Below are 8,084 nucleotides of genomic sequence, written 5' to 3' on the forward strand. Positions count from 1 at the left end.
AGCTCACCCGCAAAAGTGAGCACCTTCAACCAAATAACCCCGTGGGGATTACTCTTCGTCTTCTAGCTCGATGTTGATACCTAGCGAGCGAATCTCTTTCAACAGTACGTTGAACGATTCTGGCATGCCAGGTTCCATGCTGTGGTTACCGTCTACGATGTTCTTATACATCTTAGTACGGCCGTTAACGTCATCCGACTTAACGGTTAGCATTTCTTGTAGGGTGTAAGCTGCACCGTATGCTTCCAGTGCCCATACTTCCATCTCACCGAAACGCTGACCACCGAACTGAGCTTTACCACCAAGTGGTTGCTGAGTTACTAGGCTGTACGAGCCAGTAGAACGAGCGTGCATCTTGTCATCAACAAGGTGGTTCAGTTTCAGCATGTACATGTAACCAACAGTTACAGGACGCTCAAACGCATCACCTGTGCGACCATCAAATAGCGTTAGCTGACCAGATTCTGGTAGGTCACCTAGTTTCAATAGCTCTTTGATTGATTGCTCAGAAGCACCGTCAAATACTGGAGTCGCGATCGGTAGACCACCACGTAGGTTCTTGATCAGCGTACGAACTTCGTCATCAGATAGAGACGCAACGTCTACTTTCTGACGAGTATCGCCAAGGTCGTAAACTTTCTGTAGGAAGTCACGGAACTTAGCCAGCTCTTGCTGCTCTTTCACCATCTGGTTGATCTTGTCACCGATGCCTTTCGCTGCCAGACCTAAGTGTACTTCTAGGATCTGACCGATGTTCATACGCGAAGGTACACCCAGTGGGTTCAGTACGATATCAACCGGCTGACCTTTCTCATCGTAAGGCATGTCTTCAACAGGGTTGATCTTAGAGATTACACCCTTGTTACCGTGACGACCCGCCATCTTATCACCAGGCTGGATACGACGTTTAACCGCTAGATAAACCTTAACGATCTTCAGTACGCCAGGTGCTAGATCATCACCTTGTGTGATCTTACGACGCTTAGTTTCAAACTTCTTATCGAAGTCAGCACGTAGCTCGTCGTACTGCTCTGCTAGCTGTTCAAGCTGAGTCTGTTGAGCATCATCTTCAAGCGTTAGCTCTAGCCACTTCTTACGATCAATAGCGTCTAGTTTCGCTTCAGTGTAACCACCGTCAAGAAGTACAGCTTTAACACGGTTTAGAAGGCCGCCCTCAAGAATCTGGAATTCTTCAGTAAGGTCTTTCTTCGCTTCTTTAAGCTGCATCTGTTCAATTTCAAGTGCACGTTTGTCTTTTTCAACACCGTCACGAGTAAATACTTGAACGTCGATGATCGTACCTGATACAGAGTTTGGTACGCGTAGAGACGTATCTTTAACGTCTGACGCTTTCTCACCGAAGATAGCACGTAGTAGCTTCTCTTCAGGAGTTAGCTGAGTTTCACCTTTAGGCGTTACTTTACCTACAAGGATGTCACCACCTTTCACTTCCGCACCGATGTAAACGATACCTGACTCGTCTAGTTTAGACAGAGCAGACTCACCTACGTTTGGAATGTCAGCTGTGATTTCTTCAGCACCAAGTTTAGTATCACGTGCCACACAAGATAGCTCTTGAATGTGGATCGTAGTGAAACGGTCTTCTTGAACTACGCGCTCAGATACTAAGATCGAGTCTTCGAAGTTGTAGCCGTTCCAAGGCATGAATGCGATACGCATGTTCTGACCAAGTGCTAGCTCACCAAGGTCTGTTGAAGGACCATCAGCAAGAACGTCACCACGTGCAACTGGTTCACCCGGCATCACACATGGACGCTGGTTGATACACGTATTTTGGTTAGAACGAGTGTATTTAGTTAGGTTGTAGATATCGATACCCGCTTCACCAGGGATCAGCTCGTCTTCGTTTACTTTAACAACGATACGAGAAGCATCTACAGACTGGATTACACCACCACGTTTCGCTACTGCTGTAACACCAGAGTCAACTGCGATGTTACGCTCGATACCAGTACCAACTAGAGGCTTATCAGCCTTAAGTGTTGGAACGGCCTGACGTTGCATGTTCGCACCCATCAATGCACGGTTCGCATCATCGTGTTCTAGGAACGGGATAAGCGATGCAGCGATAGATACAACCTGGTTAGTTGCAACGTCCATGTAGTCAACATGTTCGCGTGGGTGTAGGCCAGATTCACCTTTCTGACGAGCTGTGATTAGCTCTTCAGCAAATGTACCTTGCTCAGAAAGTACCGTGTTCGCCTGAGCGATAACGTACTGACCTTCCTGAATAGCAGATAGGTAATCGACTTCGTCTGTTACTACGCCATCTACTACGCGACGGTATGGTGTCTCAAGGAAACCGTACTCATTACAACGCGCAAACGCAGATAGAGAGTTGATCAGACCGATGTTTGGACCTTCCGGCGTTTCGATCGGACATAGACGACCGTAGTGAGTTACGTGTACGTCACGTACTTCGAAGCCAGCACGTTCACGAGTAAGACCACCAGGACCCAATGCAGAGATACGACGCTTGTGCGTCACTTCTGATAGCGGGTTGTTTTGGTCCATAAACTGTGAAAGCTGTGAAGAGCCAAAGAATTCTTTAACCGCAGCAGAGATAGGCTTAGCGTTGATTAGATCTTGAGGCATGATTGCATCAAGGTCACCAAGGCTTAAACGCTCTTTAACAGCACGTTCAACACGTACTAGACCAACGCGGAATTGGTTTTCAGCCATTTCACCAACTGAACGGATACGACGGTTACCTAGGTGGTCGATATCGTCCACTTCACCGATGCCGTTACGGATAGCGATAAGCTTCTTCATCACTTCAACGATATCAGTTTCGTCAAGTGTGCCTTGCTCTTGAGCATCTTCACGTTCGATAGAGCTGTTGAACTTCATACGACCAACAGTCGATAGATCGTAACGCTCTTCTGAGAAGAATAGGCTTTCGAATAGTGCTTCAGCAGCTTCTTTCGTTGGTGGCTCACCAGGGCGCATCATGCGGTAGATTTCTACCAATGCAGAAATACGATCAACAGTGCTGTCGATACGCAGTGTGTCTGACATGAATGGACCGTGATCTAGGTCGTTCGTAAATAGAACTTCTAGAGCTTTATGGCCTGCCTGAGATAGGTTCGCTAGTGCTTCAAGACTGATTTCTTGGTTAGCCGCAACGATGATCTCGCCAGTCGCTTCGTTGATGTAGTCTTTTGAAGACACTTTGCCTACGATGTACTCTACAGGTACTTCGATATGCTCAACGCCATCTTTTTCAAGCTGACGGATGTGGCGTGCCGTTACACGACGACCAGTTTCAACGTAAGTCTTGCCGTTTGCTTCGATATCGAATGACGCAGTTTCACCACGTAGACGATCAGGAACCAACTCCATAAGTAGAGTTTGATCTTTAACCTCGAAGTTCACCTTCTCAAAGAAGATGTCCAGGATCTCTTCTGTCGTCTTACCTAGTGCGCGAAGAATGATAGATGCTGGTAGCTTACGACGGCGGTCGATACGTACGTATAGGTTGTCCTTAGGATCAAACTCGAAATCAAGCCATGAACCACGGTAAGGAATGATACGTGCGTTATATAGAACTTTACCTGAAGAGTGGGTCTTACCTTTATCGCTGTCGAAGAATACACCTGGGCTTCTGTGCAGCTGGGATACGATAACCCTCTCGGTACCATTGATAACGAAGGTACCATTGTCTGTCATAAGCGGAATTTCGCCCATGTAGACTTCTTGTTCTTTAATGTCTTTTACAGTACCTGCTGGCGCGTCTTTATCAAAGATTACTAGGCGTAGTTTTACGCGAAGTGGTTTTGAGTAAGTTACGCCGCGAATTTGACATTCTTTAACATCAAAAACTGGCTCACCAAGACGGTAGCTAACGTATTGCAGCTCGGAATTGCCGTTGTAGCTCTGAATTGGAAATACAGAACGGAAAGCAGCTTCAAGACCGTATTGACCTTCAGGATCCTGTTCGATGAATTTTTCGAACGAATCGAGCTGGATCGATAGCAGGTATGGAATGTCCAACACTTGTGGACGAGTACCAAAGTCCTTACGGATGCGCTTTTTCTCGGTATAAGAGTAAACCATGGGGTTCCTCAGCTCGCTGATAAGTGACCCAAACTGTCTCCAATCGTTATGAGACAGTGACTAACACCTGTTTGAATGTAGTGACATTTCATTAAGCTGTAATGAAATGTTTTTTGCTAGGAACCTGGGTGCTCAAACAGCGGAAAAATCACCCAACCCCTACAGCGCAAAAAGGCCGGTGGTTATAAAACCACCAGCCATTAGCCGTTAGGCTAAGAAACTATGCAATAATTACTTAACAGTAACACTTGCACCAGCTTCTTCTAGCTGAGCTTTAAGAGCTTCAGCTTCATCTTTCTCGATGCCTTCTTTTAGAGGTGCAGGTGCGCCGTCTACTAGAGCTTTAGCTTCTTTAAGGCCTAGGCCAGTTGCGCCACGTACTGCTTTGATTACAGCAACTTTGTTACCGCCAGCAGATTCTAGGATTACGTCGAATTCAGTTTGCTCAGCAGCAGCTTCGCCACCAGCAGCGCCGCCAGCAACAACAGCAGCAGCAGCAGAAACACCGAATTTCTCTTCCATTGCTTCGATTAGTTCAACAACTTGCATTACAGACATTTCTGCAACTGCGTCTAGGATTTGCTCGTTTGTAATAGACATAACAATTCTCTTTTAAAATCAACAATAAGTTTAATTAGCAACCAGTAAAAAGCAAGGCTTATGCCGCAGCTTCTTCTTTTTGATCGCGTAGTGCAGCGATAGTACGTACCAGCTTGCCTGCAGAAGCTTCTTTCATGCACATCATTAGGCGTGCAATTGCTTCGTCGTAAGTTGGTAGTGTCGCTAGTACTTCAGCATCAGTAACTGCGCCTTCGAATGCAGCAGCTTTGATCTCGAACTTGTCGTTCTCTTTAGCGAAGTCTTTGAAAAGACGCGCTGCGGCACCTGGGTGCTCGTTAGAGAATGCGATTAGAGTAGGACCAGTGAAAGTGTCTGTTAGACACTCGTAGTCTGTACCTTCAACCGCACGACGCGCTAGAGTATTACGAACAACTTTCAGGTAAACGCCCGCTTCACGAGCTTGTTTACGTAGAGAAGTCATCGCGCCTACTTCAACGCCACGAGAGTCAGCTACAACTGCAGAAAGTGCACCACTGGCAGCTTCGTTGACTTCAGCAACAATTGCTTTTTTGTCTTGAAGGTTTAAAGCCATCTTGGATTTACTCCTGGTTGTCGTTACACCACTCACTATTATCACAACAGTGAGAGCTATTGAGGTGCTTCCCAGAAGAAAGGTAACTATTTACATAGAGCTTTCTGTCAGTTCGGGCACCATCTACGTAGGGTAATTAAGTCTTTATTTATCAAATAAATTCAGACACCTACGGTCTTGGACGGAGACTGGGTCTTAATTCTTACAGAACCAAAGTTCAGCCCCAACCACAAATATTAGGCGCGAAATTATACACAAATTTCGCGCCTAAGCAAATATATTAGTTTGCTAGAGTGTTCAGGCTAGCCTGATCAACAGCAACACCAGCACCCATAGTAGTAGAGATGCTTACTTTCTGCAGGAATGTACCCTTAGCAGAAGATGGCTTAGCTTTCTTCAGAGCAACTAGAAGTGCTTCTAGGTTCTCTTTGATCTGCTCAGCAGAGAAGTTTGCTTTACCGATAGTAGTGTGGATGATGCCGTTCTTGTCGTTACGGTAACGAACCTGACCAGCTTTAGCGTTCTTAACTGCTTCAGCAACGTTAGGAGTTACAGTACCAACTTTAGGGTTTGGCATTAGACCGCGAGGACCTAGGATAGTACCTAGTTGACCTACAACGCGCATTGCATCTGGAGAAGCAACAACTACGTCAAAGTTCATTTCGCCTTTCTTCACTTGCTCAGCAAGATCTTCCATACCAACGATGTCTGCGCCAGCTTCTTTAGCTGCTTCAGCGTTTGCACCTTGAGTGAACACTGCAACGCGGATTTCGCGGCCAGTACCGTGAGGTAGTACAGTTGCACCACGTACGTTCTGGTCAGATTTACGAGCATCGATGCCTAGGTTAACAGCAACGTCTACAGACTCAACGAATTTAGCAGTTGCTAGTTCTTGAAGAAGAGCTACAGCTTCGTTGATTTCGTACTCTTTAGTTACGTCAACTTTTTCGCGGATAACGCGCATGCGCTTAGTTAGTTTTGCCATGATCTTAACCCTCTACCACTAGGCCCATTGAACGAGCAGTACCAGCGATAGAACGCTTCATTGCTTCGATGTCAGCACCAGTCATATCTGCAGCTTTAGTTTCTGCGATTTCCTGAAGCTGAGCGTCAGTTACAGTACCCACTTTCTCAGTGTTTGGACGACCTGAACCAGACTTAACGCCAGCCGCTTTCTTAAGAAGAACTGCAGCAGGTGGAGTCTTAGTTACGAACGTGAAAGAACGGTCGTTGTATACTGTGATAACAACTGGAGTCGGTAGACCTTTCTCAACAGATTCTGTTTTTGCGTTAAACGCTTTACAGAATTCCATGATGTTCACACCGTGTTGACCTAGAGCAGGACCAACCGGTGGACTCGGGTTCGCCATACCAGCAGCAACTTGTAGCTTGATGTAAGCTTCAACTTTCTTAGCCATGATTTTTCCTAATTTTGGGTACTAACGCTAATCGACCGATCAGCTCCCCGTTTACGTAAATAACTTTTTACTTCGATGGAAGTAAAAAGGCGCGAAATTATAGTCATAATTCGCGCCTTAAACAACCCTAAAAAGGTGTTTTTTTAATCAAGTTTTTCAACCTGACCAAACTCAAGCTCAACTGGTGTTGCACGACCAAAGATCGATACAGACACTTTCAGGCGGCTCTTCTCGTAATCCACTTCTTCAACGGTACCGTTGAAGTCAGCAAATGGACCGTCAGTAACACGTACCACTTCACCCGCTTCGTACATAGTACGTGGACGTGGTGATTCACTCGCCTTCTCAAGACGGTTAAGGATAGCGTCAGCTTCTTTATCAGTGATAGGAGCTGGACGGTCAGAGGTACCACCAATGAAGCCCATGACACGTGGCACGCTGCGTACTAGGTGCCATGATTCATCGTTCATGATCATCTGAACGAGGACGTAACCAGGGAAGAACTTACGCTCAGACTTACGACGTTGGCCTGCGCGCATCTCCACTACTTCTTCAGTAGGGACTAGAACTTCACCAAATAGCTCTTCCATGCTGTGCATTTTGATATGCTCACGAAGAGACTGAGCTACACGGCCTTCAAATCCAGAGAAGGCTTGAACCACATACCAGCGTTTTTTAGGAGCTTCACTCATGAATTAAAACCCTCTATACCCCAGTCACAAAGTTGACAAGACGAACCATAATGCCGTCGATGCCCCAAAGTGCCAGAGCCATTACAATACTTACAGCTAAAACGATCAAAGTCGTTTGCACAGTTTCTTGACGCGTTGGCCAAACTACTTTGCGAACTTCCATACGAGATTCTTTAGCGAACTCGATCGCAGCTTTACCTTTTGTTGTTGTAGCAGCAACACCAAGTGCCGCAGCAATCAGTACAACAACACCTGCAGCGCGAATCACTACAGACATTTCACCATACAGGTAATTACCCACAACAGCGGCAGCTAGCAGAACGAAAGTGACAATCCACTTGAAGATATCTGCGCCATTTGAGCTTTCAGGAGTTTCAGCATTATTTGCTTTCATAAAACCAAGCCTGTCACAAGTCTTAATATAGACGACAACAACCCCGCTGTTGCAGGGCAAATCCATGAAACGACAACCTTATCGATTGACGCACTCTTTCTTAATGACCAAGAAGCAACATCTTGGGCAAAAAATCCTGCTTAATATCTGCTTGGATAAGAAATTAGCAAACATTATATTTAGTGCAGAAAAAGGGCATCAAATGATGCCCTTTTTGCTACTGGTTCGTCAAATCTTATTCAAAGATTTTTCAGAAGTCTTCAGCAATTCCTGAGAATTAGTCGAAGATCTTAGCAACAACACCAGCACCTACTGTACGGCCACCTTCACGGATCGCGAAACGAAGACCT

At 45.9% G+C, this 8,084-nt stretch carries 8 protein-coding genes and 1 pseudogene; 1 reads left to right on the plus strand and 8 read right to left on the minus strand.

Annotated elements, in window-relative coordinates; translation table 11 throughout:
• Positions 1 to 48 precede the first annotated feature (48 nt).
• From rpoB to secE, 7 genes are all read right to left on the minus strand, one after another.
• Positions 49 to 4,077: a DNA-directed RNA polymerase subunit beta gene (gene rpoB / locus QMA41_RS25320; RefSeq protein ID WP_006957112.1), complete on the minus strand. Its 4,029-nt coding sequence runs from the start codon at positions 4,075 to 4,077 to the stop codon at positions 49 to 51.
• A 231-nt stretch (positions 4,078 to 4,308) separates the two neighbouring features.
• Positions 4,309 to 4,677, minus strand: coding sequence for a 50S ribosomal protein L7/L12 (gene rplL, locus QMA41_RS25325; protein WP_006957113.1), 369 nt, complete (start codon positions 4,675 to 4,677; stop codon positions 4,309 to 4,311).
• A 58-nt stretch (positions 4,678 to 4,735) separates the two neighbouring features.
• Positions 4,736 to 5,230 carry a 50S ribosomal protein L10 gene (rplJ, locus tag QMA41_RS25330; RefSeq protein ID WP_006957114.1) on the minus strand — a complete coding sequence of 165 codons (495 nt, stop codon included), beginning with the start codon at positions 5,228 to 5,230 and terminating at the stop codon, positions 4,736 to 4,738.
• 280 nt (positions 5,231 to 5,510) lie between these two features.
• Positions 5,511 to 6,215: a 50S ribosomal protein L1 gene (gene rplA / locus QMA41_RS25335; RefSeq protein ID WP_004747603.1), complete on the minus strand. Its 705-nt coding sequence runs from the start codon at positions 6,213 to 6,215 to the stop codon at positions 5,511 to 5,513.
• 4 nt (positions 6,216 to 6,219) lie between these two features.
• On the minus strand, positions 6,220 to 6,648 hold the full coding sequence (rplK, locus tag QMA41_RS25340) for a 50S ribosomal protein L11 (protein WP_004747601.1): 429 nt from the start codon (positions 6,646 to 6,648) through the stop codon (positions 6,220 to 6,222).
• A gap of 143 nt (positions 6,649 to 6,791) precedes the next feature.
• Positions 6,792 to 7,340, minus strand: a complete 549-nt coding sequence (gene nusG, locus QMA41_RS25345) for a transcription termination/antitermination protein NusG (RefSeq protein WP_006957116.1) — start codon at positions 7,338 to 7,340, stop codon at positions 6,792 to 6,794.
• A gap of 13 nt (positions 7,341 to 7,353) precedes the next feature.
• Positions 7,354 to 7,734 (minus strand): preprotein translocase subunit SecE, encoded by a 381-nt coding sequence (secE, locus tag QMA41_RS25350; protein ID WP_006957117.1) that lies wholly within the window; start codon positions 7,732 to 7,734, stop codon positions 7,354 to 7,356.
• Positions 7,735 to 7,798: 64 nt separating this feature from the next.
• Between secE and QMA41_RS25355 the strand changes: the two genes are divergently transcribed.
• Positions 7,799 to 8,008, plus strand: coding sequence for a hypothetical protein (locus tag QMA41_RS25355; RefSeq protein ID WP_281630904.1), 210 nt, complete (start codon positions 7,799 to 7,801; stop codon positions 8,006 to 8,008).
• 3 nt (positions 8,009 to 8,011) lie between these two features.
• On the opposite strand, the pseudogene QMA41_RS25360 reads toward QMA41_RS25355, so the two are convergent.
• A pseudogene (locus tag QMA41_RS25360) lies at positions 8,012 to 8,084 on the minus strand (elongation factor Tu); the annotation flags it as partial.

The organism is Vibrio sp. St2 (assembly GCF_947311885.1).
Taxonomy (GTDB): Bacteria; Pseudomonadota; Gammaproteobacteria; order Enterobacterales; family Vibrionaceae; genus Vibrio; species Vibrio coralliilyticus.

Bases quoted from the DNA above. Each gene is read 5' to 3' on its own strand.
- rpoB (WP_006957112.1), bottom strand. From the start codon at position 4,077: ATGGTTTACTCTTATACCGAGAAAAAGCGCATCCGTAAGGACTTTGGT.
- rplL (WP_006957113.1), bottom strand. From the start codon at position 4,677: ATGTCTATTACAAACGAGCAAATCCTAGACGCAGTTGCAGAAATGTCT.
- rplJ (WP_006957114.1), bottom strand. From the start codon at position 5,230: ATGGCTTTAAACCTTCAAGACAAAAAAGCAATTGTTGCTGAAGTCAAC.
- rplA (WP_004747603.1), bottom strand. From the start codon at position 6,215: ATGGCAAAACTAACTAAGCGCATGCGCGTTATCCGCGAAAAAGTTGAC.
- rplK (WP_004747601.1), bottom strand. From the start codon at position 6,648: ATGGCTAAGAAAGTTGAAGCTTACATCAAGCTACAAGTTGCTGCTGGT.
- nusG (WP_006957116.1), bottom strand. From the start codon at position 7,340: ATGAGTGAAGCTCCTAAAAAACGCTGGTATGTGGTTCAAGCCTTCTCT.
- secE (WP_006957117.1), bottom strand. From the start codon at position 7,734: ATGAAAGCAAATAATGCTGAAACTCCTGAAAGCTCAAATGGCGCAGAT.
- QMA41_RS25355 (WP_281630904.1), top strand. From the start codon at position 7,799: ATGAAACGACAACCTTATCGATTGACGCACTCTTTCTTAATGACCAAG.